At 66.5% G+C, this 24,841-nt stretch carries 25 protein-coding genes and 1 tRNA gene; 11 read left to right on the plus strand and 15 right to left on the minus strand.

Annotated features, from left to right (window positions below; all coding sequences use genetic code 11):
* Positions 1-103: 103 nt before the first annotated feature.
* Both ACCQ15_RS19700 and ACCQ15_RS19705 read right to left on the minus strand, forming a co-directional pair.
* Positions 104-706: a response regulator transcription factor gene (locus ACCQ15_RS19700; RefSeq protein ID WP_008574779.1), complete on the minus strand. Its 603-nt coding sequence runs from the start codon at positions 704-706 to the stop codon at positions 104-106.
* Positions 707-790: 84 nt separating this feature from the next.
* Positions 791-1,972, minus strand: a complete 1,182-nt coding sequence (locus tag ACCQ15_RS19705; RefSeq protein WP_218497570.1) for a sensor histidine kinase — start codon at positions 1,970-1,972, stop codon at positions 791-793.
* A 450-nt stretch (positions 1,973-2,422) separates the two neighbouring features.
* Here ACCQ15_RS19705 and ACCQ15_RS19710 point away from each other — a divergent pair, with 450 nt between their 5' ends.
* From ACCQ15_RS19710 to ACCQ15_RS19730, 5 genes are all read left to right on the plus strand, one after another.
* A complete protein-coding gene (locus tag ACCQ15_RS19710; RefSeq protein ID WP_372380964.1) occupies positions 2,423-3,667 on the plus strand; it encodes an efflux RND transporter periplasmic adaptor subunit in 1,245 nt (414 codons plus the stop codon).
* 375 nt (positions 3,668-4,042) lie between these two features.
* Positions 4,043-4,732 (plus strand): ABC transporter ATP-binding protein, encoded by a 690-nt coding sequence (locus ACCQ15_RS19715; RefSeq protein ID WP_014091323.1) that lies wholly within the window; start codon positions 4,043-4,045, stop codon positions 4,730-4,732.
* A gap of 12 nt (positions 4,733-4,744) precedes the next feature.
* A complete protein-coding gene (locus ACCQ15_RS19720) occupies positions 4,745-5,905 on the plus strand; it encodes an ABC transporter permease (RefSeq protein WP_014091324.1) in 1,161 nt (386 codons plus the stop codon).
* Between the two features lie 7 nt (positions 5,906-5,912).
* The gene (locus ACCQ15_RS19725; protein ID WP_029820629.1) at positions 5,913-7,238 is read left to right on the plus strand and encodes an ABC transporter permease; all 1,326 of its coding nucleotides are present in this window, start codon (positions 5,913-5,915) and stop codon (positions 7,236-7,238) included.
* Between the two features lie 167 nt (positions 7,239-7,405).
* Entirely contained in the window at positions 7,406-8,521 is a 1,116-nt protein-coding gene (locus tag ACCQ15_RS19730; RefSeq protein ID WP_372380965.1) for an alpha/beta hydrolase family protein, read from the plus strand.
* Positions 8,522-8,597: 76 nt separating this feature from the next.
* Here the strand turns inward: ACCQ15_RS19730 and rarD are convergent, their stop codons facing one another.
* Both rarD and yedA read right to left on the minus strand, forming a co-directional pair.
* On the minus strand, positions 8,598-9,506 hold the full coding sequence (gene rarD, locus ACCQ15_RS19735; protein ID WP_008574767.1) for an EamA family transporter RarD: 909 nt from the start codon (positions 9,504-9,506) through the stop codon (positions 8,598-8,600).
* A complete protein-coding gene (gene yedA / locus ACCQ15_RS19740) occupies positions 9,503-10,447 on the minus strand; it encodes a drug/metabolite exporter YedA (RefSeq protein WP_029820633.1) in 945 nt (314 codons plus the stop codon). The genes rarD and yedA overlap by 4 nt, the downstream gene beginning before the upstream one ends.
* Before the next feature lie 31 nt (positions 10,448-10,478).
* On the opposite strand from yedA, the gene ACCQ15_RS19745 reads away from it, so the two are divergent.
* Positions 10,479-10,952, plus strand: coding sequence for a Rap1a/Tai family immunity protein (locus ACCQ15_RS19745; RefSeq protein WP_031424670.1), 474 nt, complete (start codon positions 10,479-10,481; stop codon positions 10,950-10,952).
* Positions 10,953-11,288: 336 nt separating this feature from the next.
* Here the strand turns inward: ACCQ15_RS19745 and ACCQ15_RS19750 are convergent, their stop codons facing one another.
* The 7 genes from ACCQ15_RS19750 to rocF all read right to left on the minus strand — a co-directional run bounded on the left by ACCQ15_RS19750 (position 11,289) and on the right by rocF (position 17,700).
* Positions 11,289-12,941, minus strand: a complete 1,653-nt coding sequence (locus tag ACCQ15_RS19750) for a M28 family metallopeptidase (RefSeq protein ID WP_407078521.1) — start codon at positions 12,939-12,941, stop codon at positions 11,289-11,291.
* Between the two features lie 401 nt (positions 12,942-13,342).
* A complete protein-coding gene (locus ACCQ15_RS19755; RefSeq protein ID WP_218556010.1) occupies positions 13,343-14,287 on the minus strand; it encodes an MBL fold metallo-hydrolase in 945 nt (314 codons plus the stop codon).
* Between the two features lie 128 nt (positions 14,288-14,415).
* Positions 14,416-15,705 (minus strand): tryptophan--tRNA ligase, encoded by a 1,290-nt coding sequence (locus ACCQ15_RS19760; RefSeq protein WP_136732932.1) that lies wholly within the window; start codon positions 15,703-15,705, stop codon positions 14,416-14,418.
* A 166-nt stretch (positions 15,706-15,871) separates the two neighbouring features.
* Positions 15,872-16,081, minus strand: a complete 210-nt coding sequence (locus ACCQ15_RS19765) for a CsbD family protein (protein WP_003486601.1) — start codon at positions 16,079-16,081, stop codon at positions 15,872-15,874.
* Between the two features lie 227 nt (positions 16,082-16,308).
* Positions 16,309-16,443 (minus strand): entericidin A/B family lipoprotein, encoded by a 135-nt coding sequence (locus tag ACCQ15_RS19770; protein ID WP_005914328.1) that lies wholly within the window; start codon positions 16,441-16,443, stop codon positions 16,309-16,311.
* Positions 16,444-16,517: 74 nt separating this feature from the next.
* A complete protein-coding gene (locus ACCQ15_RS19775) occupies positions 16,518-16,670 on the minus strand; it encodes an entericidin A/B family lipoprotein (protein ID WP_011348912.1) in 153 nt (50 codons plus the stop codon).
* Between the two features lie 106 nt (positions 16,671-16,776).
* The gene (gene rocF / locus ACCQ15_RS19780; protein WP_008576436.1) at positions 16,777-17,700 is read right to left on the minus strand and encodes an arginase; all 924 of its coding nucleotides are present in this window, start codon (positions 17,698-17,700) and stop codon (positions 16,777-16,779) included.
* A gap of 320 nt (positions 17,701-18,020) precedes the next feature.
* Between rocF and ACCQ15_RS19785 the strand changes: the two genes are divergently transcribed.
* The 5 genes from ACCQ15_RS19785 to tmk all read left to right on the plus strand — a co-directional run bounded on the left by ACCQ15_RS19785 (position 18,021) and on the right by tmk (position 21,600).
* On the plus strand, positions 18,021-18,473 hold the full coding sequence (locus ACCQ15_RS19785; protein WP_008576438.1) for a roadblock/LC7 domain-containing protein: 453 nt from the start codon (positions 18,021-18,023) through the stop codon (positions 18,471-18,473).
* Positions 18,474-18,536: 63 nt separating this feature from the next.
* Complete coding sequence (locus tag ACCQ15_RS19790) at positions 18,537-18,896, plus strand: roadblock/LC7 domain-containing protein (protein WP_003486613.1); 360 nt, start codon at positions 18,537-18,539, stop codon at positions 18,894-18,896.
* A 96-nt stretch (positions 18,897-18,992) separates the two neighbouring features.
* Positions 18,993-19,910, plus strand: a complete 918-nt coding sequence (locus tag ACCQ15_RS19795; protein ID WP_008576439.1) for a hypothetical protein — start codon at positions 18,993-18,995, stop codon at positions 19,908-19,910.
* On the plus strand, positions 19,907-20,449 hold the full coding sequence (locus ACCQ15_RS19800; protein ID WP_003486615.1) for a GTP-binding protein: 543 nt from the start codon (positions 19,907-19,909) through the stop codon (positions 20,447-20,449). The genes ACCQ15_RS19795 and ACCQ15_RS19800 overlap by 4 nt, the downstream gene beginning before the upstream one ends.
* Positions 20,450-20,919: 470 nt before the next feature.
* Positions 20,920-21,600, plus strand: a complete 681-nt coding sequence (tmk, locus tag ACCQ15_RS19805; protein ID WP_218556011.1) for a dTMP kinase — start codon at positions 20,920-20,922, stop codon at positions 21,598-21,600.
* A gap of 307 nt (positions 21,601-21,907) precedes the next feature.
* Here the strand turns inward: tmk and ACCQ15_RS19810 are convergent.
* The 4 genes from ACCQ15_RS19810 to birA all read right to left on the minus strand — a co-directional run bounded on the left by ACCQ15_RS19810 (position 21,908) and on the right by birA (position 24,627).
* Positions 21,908-21,983 (minus strand) — tRNA-Thr (locus tag ACCQ15_RS19810).
* A 32-nt stretch (positions 21,984-22,015) separates the two neighbouring features.
* Positions 22,016-22,927: an SPOR domain-containing protein gene (locus tag ACCQ15_RS19815; RefSeq protein WP_074053317.1), complete on the minus strand. Its 912-nt coding sequence runs from the start codon at positions 22,925-22,927 to the stop codon at positions 22,016-22,018.
* A 9-nt stretch (positions 22,928-22,936) separates the two neighbouring features.
* Positions 22,937-23,665, minus strand: a complete 729-nt coding sequence (locus ACCQ15_RS19820) for a type III pantothenate kinase (protein WP_031424679.1) — start codon at positions 23,663-23,665, stop codon at positions 22,937-22,939.
* Positions 23,662-24,627, minus strand: coding sequence for a bifunctional biotin--[acetyl-CoA-carboxylase] ligase/biotin operon repressor BirA (gene birA / locus ACCQ15_RS19825; RefSeq protein ID WP_506187846.1), 966 nt, complete (start codon positions 24,625-24,627; stop codon positions 23,662-23,664). The genes ACCQ15_RS19820 and birA overlap by 4 nt, the downstream gene beginning before the upstream one ends.
* Positions 24,628-24,841: the final 214 nt, after the last annotated feature.

Here is a 24,841-nt window from a genome sequence, read left to right on the forward strand (position 1 = left end):
GCTTTGTGGTGCGCTCGCGTCGATTAGGCGCGGCGCACCTGCATGCAATCCCGCACCCCGAAAACGTCAGCTTCCCGCGCACGCAAACCATCGACTGGCTGCACTACAACCAGCCCTTCTGCCGCGCCAGGCGGTAGGCTTCGATGCGATTGGCCACGCCCAGTTTGCCGATGCATTCGGACAGGTAATTGCGCACCGTGCCGTGCGAGAGCTGCAACTGCTGGGCGATCTCGCTGGCGGAGCGGCCTTCGCCGGCCAGCCGCAGCACAGTCCGTTCGCGTTCGCTCAAGGGGTCTGCTTCCACCCACGCATCGAGGGCCAGCTGCGGGTCGATCACCCGCCCGCCGCGGTGCACCTGCCGCAACGCATCGACCAGCTGTTCGGCCGGCGCATCCTTGAGCAGATACCCGGCCACGCCGGCATCCAGGGCACGGCGCAAAAATCCCGGACGCGCGAACGTGGTGACGATCATGACCCGTACCGGCAACGCCTGGCGCTGGATCCGCTGCGCCAGTTCCAGCCCGGTCAGGCCAGGCATCTCGATATCGGTGACCAGCACGTCCGGCTGCAGGCGCTGCAGTTCGCGCCACGCGCTTTCGCCATCGCCGGCGCTGCCGACCACCGCAATATCGTCCTCCAGTCCGAGCAAGGCCACCAGCGCGCCACGCAGCAAGGCTTGGTCTTCCGCCAACAACACCCGGATCATCGGTCGCGCTCGCATGCATGCAACGGTTGCGCACGATAACAGCGCCGACGCATGCCGTGCACTTGGCAGCGCAACCGGGGCGCGTTAGAGCGGCTGCGGCATCACCGGCGGCGTTGCGGGGACAACCGCAGGCCGCGGCAACGGCAACGGCACACTGGCGCGCAATCGCATGCCGCGCGGCAAGGCCTGCACATCCAGCGCGCCACCCAGGCCGTGCAGGCGTGCACGCATGCCGTCCAGGCCGTTGCCCGGCACGATCACGCCGCCGCGGCCGTCGTCGGTGATCTCCAGCACGGCCTGATCGCCGTGCGCGCGCAGTTGCACACGCACGCGTCTTGCCTGCGCGTGGCGCTGCACATTGGTGGCCGCCTCGCGCATCACCAGCGCAAGCGCGGTTTCGTGCTCGGGCGGCAAGGCCAGCGGCTCCAGGTGTTGCTCCAGCGCAATGCCGTCCAGGTCCAGCAGTACCCGCGCCGATGCCAGTTCGGCAACCAGGCCGGCAGCACGGATGCCGGTGACCGCGCGCCGTACCTGCGCCAAGGCCTCGCGCGAGACCTGCGCCACCGCGTCGATCTCGTTGCGTGCGGCCTGCGGGTCGCGCTCGATCAGACGCGCAGCCAGATCGGATTTGAGCGCCACCAGCGACAAGGTATGGCCAAGCAGATCGTGCAGGTCGCGGCCGATACGCTCGCGTTCGGCAGTGGCCGCCAGACGACGAACTTCGTCCTGCGACAAGCGCAGCAACGCGTCCTTGCGTTCGTTGATGCTGTACACCGCGCCCACGGCCGCCATGCCCAGCACCGTCACCGGCATCCACACCAGTGCCTGCATGCTCAACCCGAGCCAGTGCGCCCAGCTCAGGTACAACGCGTTCATCAGCAGCAACATCGCAAAGTGCCGCCACAACCCAGGCCGCGTGGAGGGACGCAAGCTCAGGCAGGCAAAGATGAAGTAGCTGATGCCCGACGAATACACCGGCAACAAGGCGGCACTCATCACCGCCATCGCCCAGGCGTAGCGATACAAGGTGCCGCGTGGCGCCAGCAACATGCGTGCGTACAGCAGCAGAAAAACCGGATACGAGAGCAGCGTGCACAACAGCCAGGTCCTGTCGTAGCCCCGCGCAGAAAACACCGGCACCACGAATACCCAGGCCGACCACAGCAGGTGCACGCTGTCCATCCACGGCGATTGGCCCTGCGCCAGCCGCGCGGCAACCTGCGAACTGGCGGCGGGGCGAAGCCATGCGGGAAACCGGGGGCGCATCAGCGAAGGTCCGTGTGGATGAGCGGATTCTGCCACTGCCGGGCCCGCCTGCGTGCGGCTGCGTGCAGGACGATACGGGTGAGCGGCCTCATGCATGCTCCCGGTGCTTGCTGCGATGCGATCGCCCACCGGGGTTGCGATTGGCCTGCGCAAGCGCAAGCCAGATACGTGCAGTCTGCAAATGCGAAGGAAAGCATGCCGTTAGCGGATTGCCGGAGGAGCCGCCAGCATGGCCTGCCGCAGCGCTGGTGCACCAGTTGCCGGTGTCATGGCGTGCAGATGACAGCTGTCACTGGTGAGCGCGCCGTGCTGACTGCATGCTGCGCACCAGCTGGCGGTGGCATCGGCGCATCGACCGTTTGTCGCCGCACCGCAGTTGGTGACTTCCGGCAGCTTGCGGCATCGCCTGTAGACCGTCACATTTCGCGCAGCCTTCCGTCTTGGTCATCGATGAACACTTCCGCCGATCTGCTCAAGCAACTCCGCATCGACCGCCAGCGCCCTGCCACGCCGCCGCCCGCCCGCCGTACCGGCTGGATCCTCGCCGCAGTGATCCTCGTCATCGTGCTGGCCGCCGCCGCGTGGTGGTTCACGCGCCGCCCGGTGGTGCAGATGCAGACCGCGCCGGTGGTGGCGATCAGCGCCGGCAGCAGCAGCGCATCGGTGCTGGACGCCTCCGGCTATGTGGTGGCACGACGCATGGCCACGGTGTCGGCGCAAGTCACCGGCAAGGTGCGCGAGGTGATGATCGAAGAAGGCATGCGCGTCGAACAGGGCCAGGTGATGGCCACACTCGACCCGCTCGATGCCGATGCGCAGCGCAGCTTGTCGGCCTCGCAGTTGTCGGCCGCACGCAGCCAGGTCGACAACATGCAGGCGCAACTGGCGGTAGCCAACGCCGATGCCACGCGCCTGCAGTCGTTGGTGGGTGCGCAGCTGGTGTCGCGCTCGCAATACGACCAGGCCATTGCGCAGCGCGATGCCTTGCGCGCCCAGCTGCAGAACGCGCAGCGCAATGTGCAGGTCGCCTCCGACCAACTGGCCATTGCCGGTATCCGCTCTGACTTCAACGTAGTGCGCGCGCCGTTTGCCGGCGTGGTGACGGCCAAGGCGGCGCAGCCGGGCGAAATCGTCTCTCCGTTGTCGGCCGGCGGCGGGTTCACCCGCACCGGTATCGGCACCATCGTGGACATGGAATCGCTGGAAATCGAGGTGGAAGTGGGCGAGTCCTACATCGGCCGCGTGCAACCCAAGATGCCGGTGGAAGCGGTGCTCAACGCCTACCCGGAATGGAAGATTCCAGGCGAGGTCATCGCCATCATCCCCACCGCCGACCGCGGCAAGGCCACGGTGAAAGTGCGCGTGGCGCTCAAGGTCAAGGATCCGCGCATCGTGCCGGAGATGGGTGTCCGGGTCAGCTTTCTGGAGCAGGCCAAACCGCAGCAAGCAGCCAAGCCGCAGGGCGTGCGCGTCCCGGTCGCCGCACTGGTGGAGCGCGACACGCGCACGGTCGCGTTCGTGGTCGGCGAGCACAACACCGTCAGCGCGCATGCCGTCACCACCGGCATGGTGATGGGCGAAGACAGGCAGGTGCTCTCCGGCCTGGCCGCAGGCGACAGCGTGGTACTCAATCCGCCGCAAACCTTGAAGGATGGCGACAAGGTGACCGAAGCAGCGCCGGACGCTGCCGAATAACGCACAACCAACACAGCGCAGGCGGTCACCACTCAGGGGAATACGGAAAGCGCGTTTGATGGAAACGGCAGCGACGCAGGCGCCTGCATCGCGCTGCGAGGGAACGCCGGTGAAATCCAGTAACGCGGCATCGGCTGTGCTTGCGTATCTGCAGTTGCGATGTTCGTCGATATCTCAGCCGTTGTCGTCGCAGGCACGTTTCAGGCATCGGCAGCGTGTGCCGCACAGGTGTCGCCACAGCAGTCGATGCCTTGCCTGCACTCGCCCCATCGCTTCATCGCATTTCAGCTCATCGTGTTACTGCAGTGCCGCACCACATCCGCAGTCGCTCTGCGCACTGCTGTCACCTCTTCCATCGCACCGCCAGGAGTTGCCATGTCCGCTCTCGTCAGTTTGCGCAACATCACCAAGACCTACCAACGCGGCCCCGAGCAGGTGCAGGTGCTGCACGGCATCGATCTGGACATTGCCAGCGGCGACTTCGTCGCACTGATGGGGCCGTCTGGCTCCGGCAAGACCACCTTGCTGAACCTGATCGGCGGGCTGGACAGCCCCAGCGGCGGCGAGATCGAGATCGAAGGCGAGCGCATCGATCGCATGAGCGGCGGGCAGCTGGCGACCTGGCGCAGTCACCACGTCGGTTTCGTGTTCCAGTTCTACAACCTGATGCCGATGCTCACCGCGCAGAAGAACGTGGAGCTGCCGTTGCTGCTCACCTCGCTCAATGCCGCCCAACGCAAGCGCAATGCCGAGATCGCATTGACCCTGGTCGGCCTGCAGGAGCGTCGCAACCACAAGCCCAGCGAATTGTCCGGCGGCCAGCAGCAACGCGTGGCGATCGCGCGCGCGATCGTCTCCGATCCCACCTTCCTGATTTGCGACGAACCCACCGGCGATCTGGACCGCCACAATGCCGAAGAAATCCTGCGCCTGCTGCAGGAGCTCAATCGCGAACACGGCAAGACCATCGTGATGGTCACCCACGACCCCAAGGCCGCCGAATACGCCACCCACACCATCCATCTGGACAAGGGCGAGCTGGCCGACGCGCCGCTTGCACTGTAAGGGAGCGCTGCCATGAAGTATCTCTCGCTGGTATGGGCGCAGTTGTTCCGCAGCAAGACCCGCACCTTGCTGACCTTGCTCTCGGTGGTCGCGGCGTTCTTATTGTTCGGCATGCTCGATTCGGTGCGCGTGGCCTTTACCTCCGGCGGCAGCGTCAGCGGCGTGGACCGGCTGGTGGTGGCATCGCGCTTGTCGATCACCCAATCGCTGCCGATCAATCTGGAAAACCAGATCCGCAGCGTGCCGGGCGTGCGCGATGTGACCTCGGCAATGTGGTTCGGCGGCATCTACCGCGACCCGAAGAACTTCTTCCCGAATTTTTCGGTGGCGCCCAATTTCTTCGATGTCTACAGCGAATATCAGTTGCCCAAGGACCAGCTCAAGGCGTTCCAGACCACACGCACCGGCGCGATCGTTGGCGAAAGCCTGGCCAAGGAAAATGGCTGGAAGATCGGCGACACCATTCCGCTGCAGGCCACCATCTTTCCGCGCGGCGGCAGCAACGACTGGCCGCTGCAATTGGTCGGCATCTTCCGCATGAAAGACCGCACCGTGGCCGCCAACCAGGAACGCCAGTTGATGATGAACTGGAAGTACTTCGACGAGTCCAACGACTACATCAAAAGCAGGGTGAGTTGGTACACGGTGACGCTGCGCAACGCCGACCAGGCATCGCGCGTGGCGCAGGCCATCGATGCGTTGTCGGCCAACTCCGACCATGAAACCAAGTCGCAGACCGAATCGGCATTTCAGCAAGCCTTCGTCAAGCAGTTTGCCGATATCGGCTTGATCGTCACCTCGATCATGGCCGCGGTGTTTTTCACCTTGCTGCTGCTGACCGGCAACACCATGGCACAGGCCGTGCGCGAGCGGATTCCGGAGCTGGCCACGCTCAAGACGCTGGGCTTTCAGGACCGCACCGTGCTGAGCCTGGTGATGGTGGAGTCGATGTTGCTGATCGGCCTGGGCGGGCTGATCGGCATGGGGCTGGCGGCGCTGGTGATCCCGGCGGTTGCAGCGCGCAGCGGCGGCCTGATGCCGACCCAGACCGTGCCGCTGCAGACCTGGCTTGTCGCGGTCGGGCTGATGGCCGGCATCGGCATCGTGGTGGGTGTGCTGCCGGCATTACGCGCGCAGCGCTTGAAGATCGTCGATGCACTCGCCGGCCGCTGACAGGAGCATGCACATGCAACGCAAATGGAAAGATCGTGGGGTCAACGCGCTGTCGGTCGTGCTGCTGGCAATCGGGCTGGCGGCCTGGATCGCACTGCCGTGGATGGTGCTGCTGCCGATCGGTGGATTGCTGGCGGTGTGGCTGGTGGCCACACGCAGCGGCAGGCTTTCGCTGGCGGCCGCACGCATCGGCATCGCCACGCTGCCGCAGCGCTGGGGGTCCAGCTCGGTGATCGTGGTCGGCATTGCCGGCGTGGTCGGCGTGCTGGTGGCGATGCTGGCAATGGGCCAGGGCTTTCAGGCCACGCTCAACAGCACCGGCGACGACACCACCGCGATCGTCCTGCGCGGCGGTTCGCAGGCGGAAACCAACTCGGTGATTACCCGCGACCTGGTGCCGCTGATCGGCAGCCTTCCCGGCATTGCCGCCGATGCCAATGGCCGCCCGATGCTGTCGCCGGAATTGTCGCAAGTGGTGAACATCGCCTCCCGCTCCGACGGCACCGACGTCAACGCACAACTGCGTGGCGTGGGCGAACAGGCCTGGGCCGTGCATGACAAGGTCAAGATCGTGCAGGGCCGCCGCTTCAACACCGGCCTGCGCGAAATGGTGGTGGGCAAGGGCGCGTTGAACCAGTTCCGCGGACTGGAGCTGGGCAAGACCCTCACGCTTGGCAGCCAGCAGTGGACGGTGGTGGGCGTGTTCGCCTCCGGCGATGCGCACGATTCGGAGTTGTGGACCGACGCGCAGACGCTGGCCACCACCTACAACCGCAGTGCCTATCAGTCGATCAGCGTGCGCACCAACGGCAAGGCAGGCTTCAGCGCGTTCAAGACCGCCATGGCTGCCGATCCGCGGCTCAAGCTGGATGTGGAAACCACACGCGCCTACTACGGCAAACAGGGCGGCGGCCTGAACAAGCTGATCAACATCCTGGGCACGGTGATCGGGGCGATCATGGCAGTGGGCGCGGTATTCGGCGCGCTCAACACCATGTATGCGGCGGTGGCCACGCGCGCGCGCGAGATCGCCACCATGCGTGCGATCGGCTTTCGCGGCACGCCGGTGATCATGGCGCTGATGCTGGAAACCATGCTGCTGGCATTGCTGGGCGGGCTGCTGGGCGGCGCGATCGCCTGGGCGGTGTTCAACGGCTACACCGTCTCCACGCTGGGCAGCAACTTCAGCCAGGTGGTCTTCCAGTTCAAGGTCTCGCCGGAGCTGCTCTGGAGCGGGCTGAAGTGGGCGCTGGGCATCGGCCTGGTGGGCGGACTGTTTCCCGCGCTGCGTGCGGCGCGTCTGCCGATTACCACGGCGCTGCGTGAGGTGTAGGCGGGCCTTGGCCCGCCGGGAATCGGGAATGGTGACAGCCGCGGCAAAGCGCACGGCGGCGGCTGAACGTATTGCAGGCTGTCATGGTTCTGTCACCGCAGTGCGGTAGATGCGCCAGCCGGGCAGGCCGTAGCCTGCTCGGCCGTTTGCTCCATCGATCGATCGCCATGACGCGCCTGCTTCTGCTGGTCTGCGCCTGCCTGTGGCTGGCCGGCTGCTCCTCTTCTTCGACCTCGCTCAGCGAGCGCCTGGTTGCGCCCGGTGGTACCTCGCCGCTGCTGGACGAAGAACGCATTGCCGCCACCATCGCCACGGTGCCCAATCGCAGCGGGCATGTGGTGACGCGCGATGGCGTGCCGATCTTCTGGCGCGCGATCGACCCCGGCCAGTACGCCATGCACTATCGCTACACGGGGCAGCGCAGTGACCCGGCGCATGCGCTGGATGTGGATTTCAGTTTCAAGGCACCGACTGCCAAACCGCCGGCGCCGCGCGGCACGGTGGTGCTGCTGCACGGCTGGATGATGGATGGCGACTCGCTGCTGCCCTGGTCGCTGCAGCTTGCGCAGGCCGGCTACCGCGTGGTCACCATCGATCTGCGCAACCATGGTCATTCCGGCGGCGGGCCGTCCGGCTACGGCACGCGCGAGTCCGACGACGTCATCGATGTGCTCGACGCCCTGCAACCACGCGGCGAAATCCGCGGGCCGCTGTATCTGTTCGGCATTTCCTACGGCGCGGCCACCGCGCTGTTTACGGCCGACAAACTCGGCCCGCGCGTAACCGGCGTGGTGGCGATGGAATCCTTCGCCAATGCCGGGCGCGGCATCCGCGACATGGTGCCGCACCTGCTCGCCAGCCAGCCGCACGGGTGGCCTGGGCGGGCGGTGGCGGCGTATGCACGCTGGCGCTATGCCGACCAGAATATCGACGCGGTGATTGCAGCGGCCGACACCCAGCTCAAGCTGGACCTGGACCGTGTCGATGTCGCGCACGCCCTGGCCGACACGCGCAGCTGCGTGCTGCTGTTGCACGGCGATGCCGATCAGCACATTCCGGTGGCGCATGGCCGCGCACTGGCCCTGGCCAGCGCGCGTGCGCATTACCTCGAACTGCCGGGCGAAAACCATTTGAGCCTGCCGCTACGGCTGGACGTGCTCGGCGGGCCGATCGACCAATGGCTGGCACAGGTGCACCAAGACCCCAGCCATTGCCCTGCACCGCAGGCGCTGCCCGCGTCCACGCTGGCCGTAGCCAACCCCCTGGCGATGCCGCAGAGTTGAGCGCGGCAATCGCGCACGCTGACGCGAAGCAATCGCACTGATGAATGCCACACGCACTGCGTGCAGGGTGGCTGACTTAGCGCGTCAGCACCGGCTGCCGCGACCGCACCACGCTGTCGCCGACAAATAACAGCAAACCCACCCAGATCGCGGCAAAGCCCATCGCGCGCCCCTGATCGAACGGCTCGTGGAAGAACCACACGCCCAGCAGCAACTGCAGGCTCGGCGCGATGTATTGCAGGATGCCCACCAACGACAGCGGAATGCGCCGCACACCGTAGGCGAAACCGATCAACGGCAGCGCCGTCACCACGCCACCGAAGATCAGCATCGCGTCGGTCCGCAGGCTCCAGCCGCTCAGGAACGCGCCGCCGTGGCCCTGCTCGCCCCACGCCGCCAGCAGCAACGCCGGCACGAACAGGTACACGCTTTCCACGCCCAGCCCGGCCACCGGATCCACCGCCACCAATTTGCGCAGCAGCCCGTAAATACCGAAGGACACCGCCAGCCCCAACGCAATCCACGGCGGCGCGCCGGCATCGATGGTCAGCCACAGCACGCCCGCTGCCGCGCAGGCCACCGCCACCCACTGGATGCGACGCAGGCGCTCTTTCAACACCAGCACGCCCAGCAAGACGCTCAGCAGCGGGTTGATGAAGTATCCCAGGCTGGCCTCGATCACATGCCCGGCGTTGATCGCCCAGATGTACAGGCCCCAATTGAACGCGATCGCCACGCTGCTGCCGGCCAGCATGCCCAGCGCGCGGGGCTGCGCCGCGATGCTGCGCCACCAGCCCAGGCCCGAGCTCGCCAGCAGCCAGGCTACCACCAGCACCGTGCTCCACACGATGCGGTGGGCGATGATCTGCAGCGACGGCACCGCCTTGAGCAGATGCCAGTACACCGGCACCAGCCCCCACAGCACGAAGGTGGAGGCGGTGATCAACAACCCGCGGCGTGCTTCCTGGGACGACACCGCGCTCATCGCCGCGCCTTGGCAAAGGTGACCACCAGCACGCCGGCCAGGATCACCGCCATCGCACCGATGTCCTGCGCGCTGAAGCGCTCATGGCCGAGCCAGGCACCCAGGCTGACCGCAATCACCGGGTTGACGTAGGCGTAGCTACCGGCGAGCGCAGGCCGCACGTGATGCAGCAGCCACACGTAGGCGGTAAACGCCACGATCGAGCCGAACCCGCACAGGTACGCCACCGCCAGCAGTCCTTGCGGGCTCGGCCACACCTGCGGGCGCTCGCCGATCAGCAGGCCGGTACTGACCAGCAGCACGCCGCCGCACACCATCTGCCCGGCAGCGGTCATGAACGGCGAAGGCAGATCGCGCCCGCGCGACCACACCGACCCGAATGCCCAGCCGATCGGTGCGATCAGCAGCAACACCAGGCCAACCGGCGTCGCGGTCAGGCTGCTGCCGGCGTTGAGCCACACCACGCCCACAAAGCCAATCACGATGCCCAGCCATTCGCCGCCGCTGGCATGCTGCCCGCGCAATGCGCCGAACAAGGCCATCCACAACGGCACCGACGCCACCGCCGTGGCGGCCAGCCCGGACGACACGCTGCGCTCGGCCAGCACCACCATGCCGTTGCCGAGCAGCAGCAACGCCGCACCCATCAGCGCCACGTTCTTCCACTGCGCGCGCGTTGGCGCCGCCACGCCGCGCCAGCGCAGCACGCTGTAGAGCACGCTACCGGCGACGATGAAACGTGCCCCGGACACCATCGTCAGCGGCTGCGCGCCACCTTCCAGCGCAAAGCGGATCGCCAGATAGGTCGAGCCCCACACCACGTAGACCAGCAACAAGGCGAGAACGACTAACCCGCTGCGCGCAGGCGCGGCAGCATCGTGAGAGGAAGACATCGGAACAGTGCCAGGCAGTGCAGCGGAACCTTCGATTCTAGAGCACATGCCAAAGCCCACGCCGCACCCCGGTCGCGCTATGGTGCACTTCCCACCGCATCCGAGCGTGCAGATGCAGCACCCTCTTCGCTGGCTGGCCCTGGCCGCCTTGTTCGCAACGTCCGCCACGGCATCGGCGCGTGCCCCCGAGCCGTGGGAACTCAGCGGCCGCAAGCTGATCGACGCCGGACTGGACGGATCGCTTGCGCCAGAAATCACCGCGCCGGAGCAACGCGAGTTCAAGGTGCTTGTTTCGGCCAGCCGCGCCGGTGCGTATCTGCTCGGCGTCGCCAGCGCCAGCTATCGCACCGGCTGGTGCATGCCGGCGGGCAGCACCGGCTCGCCCGATCTGCAGGCGGTCATCGCCGATATCGGCGCGCTGCCCGATACACGCCAGGACCAAGCCGCACCTGACTTGATCGTTCAGGTGCTGGCAAAGCGCTATCCGTGCAGCGGCGGCGACAAGAGCACGCGTGCCGGCGGCGGCAACTCACCCAACGCCGCCAAGCCGTAGGCACGCCTATACGCAGTCGTTCAATGCGATGGCATTGATCACAACGCCAGCCTGTGCACCGAGCAACGACAAACGTCCCGAGCGGCCGTCTGATGAGATTGGACGGCGCGCGGGATCCGCACACGCACAAGCAAATGCAGGCCACCGGGCAGCGGCTGCGTTCGCTTGGCGTCGCGCTCAGTCATCCGATGCGCATGGACAGCGTGCAGGACCCCGAATGTACGAGCGCACATGCCGCATCGAATCCAGCTGCGCCCGTCTGGCGATCAGCGCAGTCGTCTTGGTCGCTGCGCTTGGCCTCGCTCGAGGGCACGGCGCCCTCTCGCTCCTGCGCGCTTACTTGCGCACCGCATCGCTCTTGGCACGGATCGCCTTGAATTCCGAGCCATCCTGCCAGCTCGGCCACTGCCGGCCATTGGCCAGCGCCACGCCCACGTCGTACACCAGCGTGGTATCGGCGGCATGGCCGCTGGCATCCCATTGCGGGGTCCAGCGATCGCACGGCTGGTGGTAGCAATCGGCGAAATACTTTTCGCGCAGTGCCTTGCCTGCCGCGACGCCGCCGTCGAGCATGTCCAGGCCGGGGCCGGCGGTGATCGCCGGCACACCCATGCGCGCGAACGCGAAATGATCGGCGCGGTAGAAGAAGCCTGCTTCCAGATTCGGATCCGGCAAATAGCTGCGACCACGCGCCTTGGCGGCGGTTTCCAGATCGCCTTCCAGCGACACCCGCCCACGTCCCCACGAGGCGATGTCGCGGGTCGGGCCATCGGGGCTGAACATTTCCATGTTGAGCACGGCCACGGTCTTGTCCAGCGGCGCCAGCGGATGCGCGGCGTAGTAGTTGGCGCCGAGCAGGCCTTTTTCTTCGGCAGTCAACGCAATGAAGTACAACGAGCGCTGCGGCTTGGGGCCGGCTGCGAACACGCGCGCCAGTTCCAGCACGCTGGCCACGCCGGTGGCGTTGTCCACGGCGCCGCGTCGAATCGTATCGCCACCGGCATCGGCCTTGCCGATCCCGAATGCATCCCAGTGCGCGGAGAAAATCACCGTCTCATCCGGATGCCGGCTGCCGGTGAGTTTGGCCACCACGTTATGCGTCACCACACGCTCGCGCTTGAGCTTGAAATTCACCGACAACGCCGCATCGCCCAGTGCCACGGGCGCGAAGTCGCGCTGCTGCGCACGCGCCTTGGCCTGTTCGAAATCCAGGCCGGCCTGCTTGAACAACGACACCGCCAATGCACGCTGCATCCAGCCGCGCACCGGCACGTGCTGCGCGCGGGCATCGGCATCGCTGCGCTCGATGTCGAACAACGGCGACATGCCCGAGCTCTGCACGGTGGCCCAGCCATACGCCGCCGGCGCCGTCTCGTGCACGATCAATACCCCGGCCGCACCGCGCCGCGCCACCTCTTCGTACTTGTAGGTCCATCGGCCGTAATAGGTCACGGCCTTGCCGTCGAATGCGCCCGGCTGCGGCGATTCGAAATCGGCATCGTTGATCAGTACCACCGCAATCTTGCCGCGCAGGTCCACGCCCTTGTAGTCGTCCCATTGGCGCTCCGGCGCACTGATGCCGTAGCCGACGAAGACCAGTGGCGCGTTCTTCAACGCGACCGCCTGCTGCGGACGCAGGCTTTGCAGGGTCACATCGTTGCCATTGACCAGCGCCTGGGTCTTGCCCCCGACGCGCAGGCTTGCGCGCACCGGGCCATCCACCTGCGCGCGCACCAGCGGCACGGCCTGGGTCCAGCTGCCCTGCTCGCCGCCTGGCTCCAGGCCAGCCGCCTTGAATTGCTCGACCAGGTAATCGACCGTGCGCTGCTCACCGGCGCTGGCCGGCGCGCGCCCTTCGAATTCGTCCGACGCCAGCAAGCGCACGTGACGCGACAATGCCTCGGCATCGATGCCACCGCCCGGCAGATCGTTGGCGGCCTGCGCCACACCTCCTACAAACAGGCAGGCAGACAACAGCAGGATGCGCATCGGATTCACGGTGAGGCCTTGCAACGGTAGATGACACATAGTTTACAAGCGTGCGACCAACACCGGAGCGCAATGACACGAGAATGCAGTCGATCGCATGCATGGCCAAGCGCGGATGATCTCCGGTGTGGCTGCAAGGCGCTTGCGCGTGCGCCATCAAGATGGTCGATGTGCACTGCTTTCAACAACACCACCAGCCAACGTTCTGGTGCGGTGTCCTCACCGATTGCGGGATCGTTGGCGGCATGGAGGCTGCCATCGAGCCCCCATGGACGGGTTCACGGCGTATCCCGCGAGCGGTGAGGGCAACCGCGCACCCGACTGATCCGGCCTTAGCTGCCCCAGAACGACGCGACCACGCACTACAGCGTTCGAGAGGGTGTGTCACCCCTCAACCAGCGCTAATGCATGCGCGCTGCACGATCCAGCCAACATCCCAGCCCCTGTGCATTGAGCTCGATGTCCGTTGCCAGCAGTTGCTCCACGGCGGCATCGTCCAACCGACATCCATGTTGGCGTGCGCGTTCCAGATACAGTTCGGTCAATGCCGCCACCATGCAGCGATGCCGGTCCGGACGCTGCGCGCAGCCCAGCGCAATGTCGGTCATCGCATGAATCTGCTCGCCCAGCGCCCGCGCCAACGGTTCTGGCGAGGTGACACGGCCGTAATGGGTCAGATACATCGCCTCTGGTGCGGCGTCCATCAGGCGCGCGATCGACTGCAGCATGGCCTCGGGTTCGAATTGCACCGGCGAGGACGTCGGCACGATGAAAGCGCCACGCGCACTGTCCAACTGGCGGTACGACAGGCCGAAGGTGTCGCCGGTGAACCAGCTGCGGCTGCGCGCATCCCACACGCACAGATGATGGCGCGCATGTCCAGGCGTCTCGACGGTGCGCAGCGCGCGCTTGCCCAGCATCACGGTATGACCCTCGCCGGCCGCGACCACACGCTCGGCCGGCACCGGCTCGATAACGCCGTAATGGCGCGCCATGTCCGCCTCGCCATACACCGCGGTGGCGCCGGCAATCAACCGCGCAGGGTCGATCAGGTGCGGTGCACCGCGCGGATGCACCAGCACCTGCGCATTGGGCAAATGCCGCAACAAGGCTCCTGCACCGCCAGCATGATCCAGATGCACATGGGTCAGGATCAACCACTCCACCTGCGCTGGCGCCAAGCCGGCCGCCTGCACCGCGGCCAGCATCTGCGGGACCGACAGCGAGGTACCGCAATCGATCAAGGCGGCCTGCTGCGCTTGGACCACCAGATATGCTGCATCGAATTGCACGCCGCCAAAGCCGGTATCGATGGTGTGGATGTTGAACTCGGCTGTCGCTGTCATTCGCACCCCGCGGCGGTTGTCGAAACTGCAGTGTAGGCCCAAGCCTGGCGTTACTGTCGCGCATGTTGCCACAGGCACGACCTACGCAACCGCAACAACCCACCTCGACGCCTGTTGCGCCGCGCAGCTCACGCCTCGCGCAAGGCATACATCGCGGCAACAATCACGTCGGCATCCACCTGCGCATGCACGCCCGGCAGCTGCAGATCGCTGGCTTGGGTGGCCTGCTTCAACCGTGCGATCACCTGTCCGGCATCGCGTGGCGAAGCGAAGCCATCGCTCTGCAGCAGCAATGCACCCGCGCCATCGTTCAACTTGAAATAGAACTGCCCATCGCTTTCACGATATTGCTTGAACACCGGCAGTGCGACCTTTTCGCTGGCCTGCACCGCCGCGGTGGCGGCCTGGCTGGACAGATCGCGCAAACCCACCGCGTCGCGCAACTCGGCCAGCAGGGGGGTGGCATAGCGCGCGCGCAGACGTGCACCACCGGCGCGCAGGATCGCTTCGATCTTGGCCGGCTCTGCCATCAACGCCTCGTAGCGCATACGCAGCGGTGCAATCTCTTGATCGATCCGCTCGAACAACTGCTGCTTGGCATCGCCCCAGCCGATGCCGTCGGCAAACGCTTGCGCAAAGGCGGCAGATTCCTGCGGTGTGGCAAACGCCTGGTACAGCTGAAACAACGCCGACCCCTGCGTCTCCTTGGCTTCGCCCGGGGCGCGCGAATCGGTCAGGATGGAAAACACCAGCTTGCGCAATTCCTCGCGCGGTGCAAACAGTGGAATGGTGTTGCTATAGCTCTTGCTCATCTTGCGGCCATCAAGGCCTGGCAAGGTGGACACCTGCTCGTCGATCACCGCTTCGGGCAAGGTGAAAAAGTCGCGCCCGTAGACATGATTGAAACGCTGCGCGAAATCGCGCGCCATTTCGATGTGCTGGATCTGGTCGCGTCCCACCGGCACCTTGTGCGCATTGAAGATCAGGATATCGGCCGCCATCAGCACCGGATACATGAACAAGCCTGCGGTGACGCCGGCATCCTCGTCCTCGCCATCGGCGCGGTTCTTGTCCACCGCCGCCTTGTAGGCATGCGCGCGATTGAGGATGCCCTTGCCGGCCACGCAGGTCAGCAACCACATCAACTCGGTGGTCTCGGGCACATCGGACTGCCGGTAGAACCACACCTTGTCCGGGTCCAGGCCGCAGGCCAGCCAGGTGGCGGCGATTTCCAGTGTCGAACGCTGCGTGCGCGCCGGGTCCTGCGCCTTGATCAGGCTGTGCAGATCGGCCAGGAAATAGAAGCTCTCCGTATCGGCACCTGCACTGGCCTGAATGGCCGGGCGGATTGCACCGACATAATTGCCCAGGTGCGGGGTGCCGGAGGTGGTGATGCCGGTAAGGACACGGGTGGTCATCTACGTCATGCCAGGGTGGGGTAGCCCCCAAGTTTAGCGGTTCCGCACTTTTGCCACCGCCGCAGGCGCCGGGGAGTTGGCTCCACGCTCGAACGCAGAACGGGCCGCACCGGGCGGCCCGTCGTCTGCAAGCTGCTCGCCTCAACGGCGGCAGACCGGCGCACCCTCAGGTGTCGTCGCGCAACGACTTTTCGAACGCGCGCACTTCGGTCTGGGCGCGATCGCGGTCCCAGCCATAGCGCTCCTGGAGCTTGCCCTGCAGATATTCGGCATTGCCTTCGGCAACCTTGAAATCGTCGTCGGTAAGATCGCCCCACTTCGCCTGGGCCTTGCCCTTCAACTGGGTCCACTTGCCGGAAATGATGTCACTGTTCATGCGATGACTCCGCTGATGCGGTCGCGATTGACCGTGGCGCCAGCCTGCCCACGCGGGCGTTGGTCCGGGATCAAAAGGTGTCAAACCGCCGATCACCGCACTGAACCGTTGCCTACTCCCGCCGCTGGTCGCACTGCATGTTGCATGCGTCGACAGAAGCCGCCTTGTACGTAAAGCACGCACAAAAAACGGGCCTTGCGGCCCGTTTTTTTGCATGCGGCGTCGGATTACTTACGCGCTGCGTCTTCCACCTTCTCGCCAGCGCCCTGCACGTCCTTGCCGGCGCCTGCGACGGTGTTGCAACCCGCCAGCATTCCCACCGACAACATCGACAGCACCAGCAGCACAATTGCACGCTTCATAACACACTCCTCAGGGGTAAAGCGGCGCGTTGCCGCAGATCGATCAATTCAACAGGGCCACGCGATGTGACGGATCAGCACTTACCGTCGCTGCATTTTTCGGCCGTTTTCTCGACCTTGTCGCCCGCACCCTGCATGTCCTTGCCGGCGCCGGCCACGGTGTTGCAGCCCGTCATCACGCCGGCCGAAAACAGGCCCAGCACCATCAGTGTCAGCAGTCGCTTCATCGCTTGTCCTCGTTCTGTCACGGCGCCAGCGCACCTGGCTTGGCGCCAAATCTGACTGCGCGGCCGTGGACTTGATGTGAACGCGTCCCGGTGCGCTCGGTACGGATCAATCCCGCATCAGCGTCGACTTGCCGAACAGGCTCTCGACCAGATCCACCGCCAGTTCGGCGGTCGCATTGCGGTTGTCCAGCACCGGGTTGAGTTCGACGATATCCAACGAGCCCATGCGCCCGGTGTCGGCAATCATTTCCATCACCAGTTGCGCCTCGCGGTAGTTGGGGCCACCGGGCACCGTGGTGCCCACGCCCGGCGCGATGCTGGGGTCGAGGAAGTCCACATCGAAACTCACGTGCAGGTGCGTATCGGCGCTCATGCCCTGCAACGCCGCTTCCATGGTGCGCTTCATACCGGCTTCGTCGATGTAGCGCATGTCGTACACATCGATGCGGTGCTGCTTGATCAGCCGCTTTTCCTCCGGGTCCACCGAGCGGATGCCGATCTGCCGCACCTGCTCGGGCAACAACGCCGGCGCACTGCCGCCCAGGTGGGTCAGCGACTCGGGCCCCAGCCCGCACAGGCAGGCCACCGGCATGCCGTGCACGTTGCCCGAAGGAGTCACCTCGCTGGTGTTGAAATCCGAATGCGCATCCAGCCACAGCACCCGCAACGGCCTGCCCTGCTCGCGGCAGTACTTGGCCACCGCCGTGATCGAGCCGATACCCAGGCAATGGTCGCCACCGAGCATGATCGGCATGCGCCCGGCACGCAGTTCGGCGTAGCTGGCGTCCATCAGCGCCTGGTTCCACGCCACCACTTCGTCCAGATGCCGGTAGCCGGCCTGCGGCGCCTGCCAGGGATTGCGCGGACCATCCAGATTGCCCAGATCGCGCACCTCCACGCCGCGGCCGACCAGCGCCTCCTGCAGGCCGGCGATGCGTAGCGCCTCCGGCCCCATGCGCGCGCCGCGGTGGCCCGCGCCGATGTCGGTGGGAACGCCAATCAAGGAAACCGGCACGTACTGCGTTGCCATGCATTGCTCCAGTATCGATAAAGCCGTGCAGTCTAGTTGCCCGCCCGCACAGTGACGCGCGGCAGCGCAGCACGCATGTCGCCTGTACTGAACAGTGCGAGCAAACGCGAGGTTTAGATCTGCCTCGTCGCGCCGCTATCGTGACGTACCAAGGCACTTTGTGGCGCACCGGACTTTGCCGATTCTGCCTGTCTGACCGCCCAGTTAAGCACCACGGGCGAGCGTGACAGCCTGCTCGGATCCGGGTGGTATGGTGCGCCGCCCGGCGCGGCACACCACGCACGTACGCGCCCGGGCCATCACGCAACAGGGGGATTTTCATGCCGCACAACGCCGTCAACCAGGTCGTCAAGGCTGCCGTAGGCGAAGTCCCGCGGGCGTTGCATTTCTACGATCTGCAGCGCATCGGTCACGAGTTTGCGCAGACCATCGAACGTGAGCCGGGCATCCGCCTGTTGATGCTTTCCACGGCCGACGGGCGCGCCATCACCGAGCGTTCCAGCCTGGACGTGGACAGTCGCCGGCTTGCCGCGATGGCCAATTCGTTCCTGACCCTGGGCGAGACCCTGGCGCGCGAATCCAGCCTGAAAGAGGCCGATTACGCCACCGTCAGCACGCGTGCCGGGCAGCTGGTGCTGATCCGCATCCGCGCCGACAAGCCGCTGACGCTCACCGCAGTGGGCAGTGGCGACATCAATGCCGCTGCGCTGTTGTTCAATGCGCGCGATTGCGCCGGCCGCCTCGCCACCGTGTTGACCCCGCCGCAAGGCTGAGCACCTGGCACTGTTCGTGCATGCCGCAAGGCACCCATTCCTCATCGTTTCCAAGGACCACACGTGTCAAAACTCAATCTGGAACACCTGCATTCGCTGGCCGGCTTCGTCGGCGCGGCGCTGGTCGATAGCGACAGCGGCATGGCGCTGGGCATGACCGGCGGTGCCGAGCTCAACCTGGAATTGGCGGCGGCCGGCAACACCGAAGTGGTGCGCGCCAAGCGCCGTATCGCCGAACAGCTCGGCCTGAACGACACCATCGAAGACATCCTGATCACGCTTGCACGCCAGTACCACCTGCTGCGCCCGCTGGAAAGCAACAGCACGCTGTTCCTGTACGTGGTGCTGGACCGTGCCAAGGCCAACCTGGCCATGGCCCGTCACGAGCTCAAGGCTTTCGAAAAGACCCTCGATTTCGGTTGATGCCGACAGCGCGGTGCCAGCGCATCGCCTGATCCAGCCTGCCGGTGCAGACCGGCAGGCATCTCGTAATCCAATGCGCCGCTACGGCGCCAGCTCATGACCACACCCATCAACGCCATGCGGGTCGCCACGGCCGGCCTGGACCTGCTGCACACCACACGCCTGAAACTGGCGTGCTCGCTGCTGCTCGCCGACCGCATCGACGTGCAGTTGGGCCAATGGCCGCAGCACGCGGCCGATGTGGTGGTACTGGGCCTGGACAGCGCCGATGGCTTGGCCGCCTGGCAGGCATTGCAGGGTCAACCGGTGCGGGTGCTGGTGGTGTCGCGCACGCCCGTGGCTGGCGCGTGGATCAAGCACGGCGCCACCGTGCGCGAACTCAACGAACACATGCGCCTGCTGTTGTCCTCGCCGCACGCTACCCCGGTCGCGGAGCCGGCATTGCTGCTGCGGCACTGCCGTGGCGAATTCGGTGCCGGCGCAGCGACGCTGCAGCATGCGCAGTTGCAGGTGCGTGTGGACCCGGGCAATGGCTGCGTGCAGTTGCCCGCTGGCGTGGCGCTGGCGCAGGTCATCGCCGCGCTGGACCGCTCGGGCTGGCACGTCGTGCCCGACCTTGCCGCGACCGCGTTGCCCCAACGCATTTCCTTCGAAGCGCTGTTTTTCGCCCTGCCCGAGCATCTGCGCCAGGCGCTGCCGGCAGTGGAACCCGGCCATGCGCTGCAATTGCGCCAGTGGCCGGAATTGACTGCAGAGACCAGCTCGCCAGCCCAGTTGCTGGCCATCGCCCACCTGCATGCACGGCCCTGGCGCCCGCAGGCGCTGGCCAATGCTTGCAAGCTGCCGCTGCAAACGGTGGAATGCCTGTTCGCCGCTGCACTTGCCAGCGGCCTTGCCCAGACTGCGGAGATTCCCGTGCCTGCAACGCAGCGCCGCCCAGATGGCGGCAACACGCGGTTCTTTTCCTGGGTCGCACGTCGGTTCGGCCTTTCCCTCTTCCAGGCGCAGTCATGAGTCTTCCAGCCAACAAGCTGGTGTTCGTCGGCGGCATGGGCGCCGGCAAGACCACCGCAGTGCGCTCCATCTCCGATGTGGAGCCGGTCAGCACCGAAATGCCGCTCAGCCAGGACGCCTACGGCGACAAGACCTACACCACCGTCGCGCTGGACTACAGTTCGATCGAGCTGGAAGACGGCGAGCTGCTGCATGTCTACGGTGTGCCAGGCCAGAAATACCTGGATTTCATGTGGCCGCTGGTGTGCGACGGTGCGCTGGGTGTGATCGTGCTGACCAACGCACGCGATCCGCAGATGCTCACAGCCACGCTGGAGTTGTTGCGCGAGTTTTCGCAGATCGCACCCGAGGCCAGCCTGGCGGTGGGCATCACCATGACCGATGAAGTCGAGGATTTCCTGGTGCCGCCCTTTCGCGAGGCCTTGGTGGCCGAAGGCTTCCGCGTACCGGTCATGCGCGTGGATGCGCGCTCGGCCACCCAGATCACCTTCCTGGTGAAGTCGCTGCTGTCCTATCGCTACACCTCGGCGACCAGCTGATCGAAAGCGCGCCTGGCGCCGGCGCCGGGTACGGCCAGCAAGACAAGGAATCTGGTCACGACGGTGCCTGAGCGGGCGTCACGCGGGGGATGCCGCCTCTAGGGTGGCGGCGACGCGTCCGTCTTCCTTGAAGCCAAAAACACGACTCAGTCGCGAGACGCGTGTGCAGTGTGTCTGACTTGTTCAGTATGGCCCGCAGCCAGAAGCCAGGATATCGGGACATTTCCGACATCGCGCAGGACATACCGGCGATAAGTCTTTGGCAATATCCGCCACAGCGCACGTCAACTCATTCTGTTTCCTCCCGTCGCGCGCCGCCGGGCGCGTCACCGCAACGCTGTCGCTGCATCGTCGCGTATGCCATGTGCTCCTGCGGCTGAGTTTTGCCAGGCGCGTGTCGCGCAGACTGCACGCTCTTCATCGCCCTGCTGCCGGTTAGGTTCATCGCCACGATCAGCTAAAGTAGCGCGATGACAATCGAACTGAAGCCCGGCGGCTTGCTGATCGCCATCGAAGGCATCGACGGCGCCGGCAAGACCACGCTCGCCCGCCGCCTGGCCGCCACCCTGGACGCGGCCGGCGCGCGTGTCGTGCTGAGCAAGGAGCCCACCAACGGCCCATGGGGCACCCAGTTGCGCCAGTCCGCCGCCACCGGCCGCCTGAGTGCAGAGGAAGAAGCCGAGCTGCTCATCCGCGACCGCCACGAACACGTGGACACCTTGATCGCGCCCGCGCTGGCACGCGGCGACATCGTCATCCTGGACCGCTACTTTCCCTCGATGGTGGCCTACCAGGGCGCGGCCGGTCTGCCGCTGGACGAACTCCTGGAGCGCAACGCCTTCGCGCCGCGCCCGGACGTACTGCTGCTGCTCGACCTGCCCCCACCCACCGGCCTGGCCCGGATCCGCGCCCGTGGCGATGCGCCCAACCACTTCGAAACCCAGGACAACCTGGAACGCTGCCGCACGATTTTTGCCGCGCTGGACTTGCCCGGCAAACACGTGGTGGACGCCAGCGCCGATGCCGACAGCGTGCTGCGCCAGGCCCACGGCCTCATCGTGGCCGCATTGGCCGACCGACTGAGCGGCGATGCACACACAGACACCGGCAAGGCCGCGCTGGAACTGCTCTCGGCCGGCCGCCCGGCCTGAGTGCTGCACCTCGCATGGCGCGATCAACATCGCGCGATGCGCGTGCCATGGTGCACGCCACTTGAAGCGGCGACCGAACGGGGCGAGCAGCCTTCAAAGTGAGCGTGGATAGCACGCTCAAAAACCGGAGCGCGACGCACCCTCCGGCTTACAAAACGCTAGGCACGCTAACGTACGTTGGGACAGATGGCGGCAGGCAACGCGCCATCGTGCCTGGTAACCAGTTGATGCAAAGATTCCACACCGCGTCGCGTGCCCGAACCGCAGCAACGTCAACTGTGATTGCCACGTCTGCGTGGATCGAAGATGGTGCCGACACCCGGATTCGAACTGGGGACCTACCGCTTACAAGGCGGTTGCTCTACCAACTGAGCTATGCCGGCGAAGGCAGGCGCGTTGCGCGCCGGTGCGCATTCTAGCGCAGCGCGGCGCAATCTAGCGAACGCTGACGGGCGGCACCGGCAGCCCCTTGCAGGGCGTTGGTGGCCGCACTGGTGCGGACATCGATCCACCACCGCGATTGCCCGTTGCCGCTGGGCACCAATTGCGCCGGGAATCCTGCGCCGACCAGGCTGGCCTGGCGCCGCTCGGCGCGCTCGCGGCTCTGGTACTGGCCCAGCGCCACGGTGTTGTCCTCGCCCTGCGCGATCACGTAGTAGTCGCCTATCCCGGCCGCGGCAATGCGCTTGACCAGGGCCTGCGCGGCCGCGCGATCGCCCACGTTGGGCAACATCACCCGAAACGTGCTGATGCCGGCGTCCTTGTCCTCGCGCACGCTGGCGCGGCTGGCCTGCCCACGCACGCGCGCCAGCGCGGCCTCGGCATCGGCGCGTGCCGCAAAAGGTCCCAGGCTGGCGCAGCGCTCCGCGGCAGGCGGGGATGGAGCGGGCGATGGTTGTGCCGCCGTCGCGGCGACGCCTTTGGCCGGTTTCGCCGCGGCATTCGCCGCTGCCGACGTCTCAGCTGCACCGCGCGGCGCTTGCGCTGCGGCAGTGGTGGCCGATGTCGGCGCTGCAGACGTTGGCGCGGCGGGACCGGCAACTGCCGGCGTGGTCGGCGTGGGTACCGATGCAGGCCCGGATGCTGTCGATGGCGATGGCGCCGGTGCTGTCGACGCACTCTCTGCCGCAGACCCCGACCCCGTGCGCGCTGCAGCCGGCAGCCCAGGCCCGCCAGCACCGGTCACCGTCGGCAGTAGTTCCAGCCGCGCCACACCGGTCGGCTGCAGCGGCGCCGGCGGTGGTGCCGGTGGCGGCTGCAAGGCCCACCACAACGCCACCCCGGCATTGAGGACGATCAAGACGACGATGAGCGCGCGGACATACATGCGCCGATTCTACGGGGACGCCGCAGCGGTCGCCCACGTCGCCAGACCGTCCAGCACCAGGGCCGCGCGGAACGAGGCATCGGGCAGCAGCGGCAGCAACGGCGGCGCGCCACCGCCATGCACCAGCAGCCGCACCGGAACGCCCAGGTTGCGTTGGGCGTGCTGCAGGCTGCGCTCGATCAGCGCCACCGCCGCGCCATCGCAGCCGGAGGTCAGGGCATCATCGGTGTCGACGGCCAGCTCGACGTAATCGCCGCCGCTGGCCGGCAGTTGCACCGCGCGCGCATGCAGCGCTTCGCGCATGGTGGTCGGCGAGGCGGCGATGCGGCCGCCGTGATGCAGGCCATCGGCGCCGAGCACGTCGATGGTCAGTGCGGTGCCCACGCCGGCCACCAGCACCGGCGCATCGCCCCGCGCACCCAGCAACGCCAGAAAGCGGTCCACGCCGAAGCGGCTCGGGTCGGCATAAGCAATCCGGACGCCGGCGCATTCGGCGGTGGTCCGCACGATGCGCACCTGCGTAAAGCGCTCCTGCAGGCAGGCGATCATGCGTTGCGTCAATGCCGGCGCGGCCACGCTGGCAACATACGCAATACGCCCGGACGGCAGCGCCGCCAGCGCCGCCGCGTCCATCGCCTCGGCGCCATGCGCCCACGCCTGCACCTGGCCGGCACGGTTGCCGTGCAGTGGCGCGTACTTGAAGCGCGAATTTCCCAGGTCGAACAACCACTCGCTCATGCAGGTCTCACGCTCACTTCTCCGGAGTGGAACAGGCGCACTGTCTCGCCCAGTTGCACCCGCAACGCGCCGTCGGCCGCCAGGCCGAGCGCGACGCCACGATGGTGGGTGCCGGCTTCCTCGACTTGCACCGTACGCCCGTGCAAGACATCCAGGTCTGCATAACGCCCCAGGAACGGCGCCAGCCCCTGCGCCTCGAACAGGTCCAGTGCCGGCAGCAACCCGGACAGCACCGCTGCCGTCACCTGGTCGCGCGACACCGGGCCGCCGGCCAGGGTATCCAGGTCGATCCAGGGCTGGTCGATGCTGGCCGCTGCGGTCGCCGGCATGTGCACGTTCAAGCCCAGCCCGATCACTGCACGCGCGTTGCCGGCCATCTCGCCGCCGCCTTCGATCAACAGGCCGCCCAGCTTGCGCTGCCGCGCCAGCAGATCGTTGGGCCACTTCAGCCCGACATCGGCAAACCCGCAACCACGCAAGGCTTCGGCCACTGCGACCCCCACGGCCAAGCTCAGGCCTGCGAGTTGGCCCAGCCCGCCATTGAAACGGCGCGACGCCGACAGATAAATGTGCGCGCCCAGCGGCGAGGTCCATTGACGCCCGCGCCGGCCGCGTCCGCCGGTCTGACGCTCGGCAAGCAGCACCGCCACGCCCTGTTTGGGCGCCGGCTGCGCCAGCAGGCTGGTGTTGGTGGATTCCAGCGTCCAGGCCACATCCAGCGCCGCCAGCCCAGCTGCCGCACCGGGGGCCATGCCGGCGCGAATACGCGCCGCGTCCAGCAGATCCAAGGGCGTGGCCAGGCGATAGCCGTCACCGGCCCGCCCTTCGATGTCGACGCCGGCCGCACGCAGATTCTGGATGCGCTTCCACACCGCCGCGCGGGTCAGCCCGGCATCGCGCGCCAACGCATCGCCGGACAACCGGCCACCGGCGAGTTTGGCCAGCAACGCACGGTCATCCACGGCTGCGGCGGGCGATGCGGCGTGAGGTGGCAACGGCGCGGGCTGCAGCACCCGGAAGAAATGCCTGCGCGACGCGGCCGGCGCGCCGCCGAGGCAACGCGTGTGATGCAGCATCGACAGCCCAGACCAGGCGTGCGGTGGGCTCGGTGACCGACCGCACCGGGCATGCGCCCTGCGGCTGACCGGCGCGCGCGCCCGACCAATCTCCCGCAGC

Source organism: Xanthomonas sp. NCPPB 1754, from assembly GCF_041475725.2.
Lineage (GTDB): Bacteria > Pseudomonadota > Gammaproteobacteria > Xanthomonadales > Xanthomonadaceae > Xanthomonas > Xanthomonas euvesicatoria.

What these genes read in the sequence shown, in the direction of transcription:
- ACCQ15_RS19700 (WP_008574779.1), bottom strand. Translation starts at nt 706, where the DNA reads ATGATCCGGGTGTTGTTGGCGGAAGACCAAGCCTTGCTGCGTGGCGCG.
- ACCQ15_RS19705 (WP_218497570.1), bottom strand. Translation starts at nt 1,972, where the DNA reads ATGCGCCCCCGGTTTCCCGCATGGCTTCGCCCCGCCGCCAGTTCGCAG.
- ACCQ15_RS19710 (WP_372380964.1), top strand. Translation starts at nt 2,423, where the DNA reads ATGAACACTTCCGCCGATCTGCTCAAGCAACTCCGCATCGACCGCCAG.
- ACCQ15_RS19715 (WP_014091323.1), top strand. Translation starts at nt 4,043, where the DNA reads ATGTCCGCTCTCGTCAGTTTGCGCAACATCACCAAGACCTACCAACGC.
- ACCQ15_RS19720 (WP_014091324.1), top strand. Translation starts at nt 4,745, where the DNA reads ATGAAGTATCTCTCGCTGGTATGGGCGCAGTTGTTCCGCAGCAAGACC.
- ACCQ15_RS19725 (WP_029820629.1), top strand. Translation starts at nt 5,913, where the DNA reads ATGCACATGCAACGCAAATGGAAAGATCGTGGGGTCAACGCGCTGTCG.
- ACCQ15_RS19730 (WP_372380965.1), top strand. Translation starts at nt 7,406, where the DNA reads ATGACGCGCCTGCTTCTGCTGGTCTGCGCCTGCCTGTGGCTGGCCGGC.
- rarD (WP_008574767.1), bottom strand. Translation starts at nt 9,506, where the DNA reads ATGAGCGCGGTGTCGTCCCAGGAAGCACGCCGCGGGTTGTTGATCACC.
- yedA (WP_029820633.1), bottom strand. Translation starts at nt 10,447, where the DNA reads ATGTGCTCTAGAATCGAAGGTTCCGCTGCACTGCCTGGCACTGTTCCG.
- ACCQ15_RS19745 (WP_031424670.1), top strand. Translation starts at nt 10,479, where the DNA reads ATGGTGCACTTCCCACCGCATCCGAGCGTGCAGATGCAGCACCCTCTT.
- ACCQ15_RS19750 (WP_407078521.1), bottom strand. Translation starts at nt 12,941, where the DNA reads ATGCGCATCCTGCTGTTGTCTGCCTGCCTGTTTGTAGGAGGTGTGGCG.
- ACCQ15_RS19755 (WP_218556010.1), bottom strand. Translation starts at nt 14,287, where the DNA reads ATGACAGCGACAGCCGAGTTCAACATCCACACCATCGATACCGGCTTT.
- ACCQ15_RS19760 (WP_136732932.1), bottom strand. Translation starts at nt 15,705, where the DNA reads ATGACCACCCGTGTCCTTACCGGCATCACCACCTCCGGCACCCCGCAC.
- ACCQ15_RS19765 (WP_003486601.1), bottom strand. Translation starts at nt 16,081, where the DNA reads ATGAACAGTGACATCATTTCCGGCAAGTGGACCCAGTTGAAGGGCAAG.
- ACCQ15_RS19770 (WP_005914328.1), bottom strand. Translation starts at nt 16,443, where the DNA reads ATGAAGCGTGCAATTGTGCTGCTGGTGCTGTCGATGTTGTCGGTGGGA.
- ACCQ15_RS19775 (WP_011348912.1), bottom strand. Translation starts at nt 16,670, where the DNA reads ATGAAGCGACTGCTGACACTGATGGTGCTGGGCCTGTTTTCGGCCGGC.
- rocF (WP_008576436.1), bottom strand. Translation starts at nt 17,700, where the DNA reads ATGGCAACGCAGTACGTGCCGGTTTCCTTGATTGGCGTTCCCACCGAC.
- ACCQ15_RS19785 (WP_008576438.1), top strand. Translation starts at nt 18,021, where the DNA reads ATGCCGCACAACGCCGTCAACCAGGTCGTCAAGGCTGCCGTAGGCGAA.
- ACCQ15_RS19795 (WP_008576439.1), top strand. Translation starts at nt 18,993, where the DNA reads ATGACCACACCCATCAACGCCATGCGGGTCGCCACGGCCGGCCTGGAC.
- ACCQ15_RS19800 (WP_003486615.1), top strand. Translation starts at nt 19,907, where the DNA reads ATGAGTCTTCCAGCCAACAAGCTGGTGTTCGTCGGCGGCATGGGCGCC.
- tmk (WP_218556011.1), top strand. Translation starts at nt 20,920, where the DNA reads ATGACAATCGAACTGAAGCCCGGCGGCTTGCTGATCGCCATCGAAGGC.
- ACCQ15_RS19815 (WP_074053317.1), bottom strand. Translation starts at nt 22,927, where the DNA reads ATGTATGTCCGCGCGCTCATCGTCGTCTTGATCGTCCTCAATGCCGGG.
- ACCQ15_RS19820 (WP_031424679.1), bottom strand. Translation starts at nt 23,665, where the DNA reads ATGAGCGAGTGGTTGTTCGACCTGGGAAATTCGCGCTTCAAGTACGCG.